This window comes from Arthrobacter sp. SO3 (assembly GCF_020532825.1).
Lineage (GTDB): Bacteria > Actinomycetota > Actinomycetes > Actinomycetales > Micrococcaceae > Arthrobacter.
In genome coordinates this window covers 1-1,332 of the sequence record NZ_MQTS01000203.1, presented here as the reverse complement: position 1 = coordinate 1,332, position 1,332 = coordinate 1, and the positions used below count along the sequence as shown (strand labels likewise).

At 63.0% G+C, this 1,332-nt stretch carries 1 protein-coding gene and 1 other annotated feature; the gene reads right to left on the bottom strand.

Features of this window, described 5'->3' with window-relative positions; genetic code table 11:
• Positions 1-16 precede the first annotated feature (16 nt).
• Positions 17-1,281, bottom strand: a protein-coding gene (locus tag BJQ90_RS18790) for an IS3 family transposase (protein WP_226761724.1) whose coding sequence is annotated in 2 segments (ribosomal slippage) — positions 17-1,008 and positions 1,008-1,281 — 1,266 coding nt in all. Because the reading frame shifts where the segments join, the coding sequence is not laid out codon by codon here.
• Positions 878-1,012: a sequence feature (AL1L pseudoknot), on the bottom strand. Its footprint overlaps the gene before it by 135 nt.
• Positions 1,282-1,332: the final 51 nt, after the last annotated feature.

Genomic DNA, 1,332 nt, shown 5'->3' with positions numbered 1-1,332 from the left:
TGAACCGTGCCGGGTTTTAGGCCGTCTTCTTGCTGGTGGCCTCGTCGTCTGATGAGGCGTCTATTTGAGCATAGTAGTTCTGCTCGAACTCGTCGGGCGGGATCATGGCCAAGGTGCTGTGCAGCCGCTCTGTGTTGTACCAGTGGACCCAGTTCATGGTCGCCTTCTCCACGTCCGCCAGGTGCTTTAGCGGGCCTGTCATGAAGGGGCTGCCCTTGCGGACGCATTCGTTCTTGTACAGGCCGATCGTGGATTCCGCGAGGGCGTTATCGTACGCGTCGCCGACGCTGCCGACGGAAGCCGCCAGGCCTTCGAGCAGCAGCGCCTCTCCGAATCGGATCGAGGTGTATTGGGATCCGGCGTCACTGTGATGGACCATGCCCTCAGGGACCGGCGTTCCGGCCTGGTCCCTGCGCCAGAGCGCCATCTTCAAGGTGGTGAGCACCATGTCCGTGTCTTTGATGGTGGAGCTGTGCCAGCCCACGATCGCCCGGGAGAAGACATCAATCGCGAAGGCCACATACGCGAAGCCGGCCCACGTTCTGACATAGGTGAAGTCGGTGACCCACACGGCGTTCGGCCGGGCCGCGGTGAAGTCCCGGTTCAGCAGATCCGGGGCCCGCTGGGAGTTTTTCGCTGCTGCGCCGGCTCTGGGTTTCCGGCCCCGGACGAGGCCGTTCATGGCTTCATCCCGCATGAGCCGGTCCACGGTACATCTGGCCACGTCGTGGCCTTCTCTGCGCAGCCAGGCTGTCATCTTCCGCCGCCCGTACAGGGACTCGGGTTTCTCTGCGGTGTTTTTCAGCGCATTGACGATAGCAGCGTCCGTGACGGTCCGGGCAGCGGGTGCTTTGGATTTCCAGGACCGGTAAGTCCGCGGGGCGACCTGCACGCCCTGCTCACGCAGGACCTTGCAGGCCGGCTCGACCCCGTAGCCATCAGCACGCAGTTCGTCGATGAATCCGGCTATTTGCGGCGGCGAGGGTCGAGCTCCCTCGCGAAGAAAATCGAGGCTTTCTTCAGGATCTCGTTGGCCTCCCGCAGTTCCCGGTTCTCGCTCTCCAGCTCCCGTATCCGGGCCTGGTCGGCGCTGGTGACGCCGGGGCGTTCGTCCGCGTCGATCTGGGCCTGGAGAACCCACCGGCGCAGGGACTCCCTGCCGATATTGAGCTTCGGTCCGATAGCGGAACAGGCGGCAAAAACGGAGTCGTACTCACTGAGGTGGTCCAGGACCATCCGCACGGCACGCTCACGCTGATCCTGGGGGTATCGCTTGGGCATAATCGCTATCCTTCACAAAAAAGGAAGCGGCATCAAACCCGGTACGGTTCA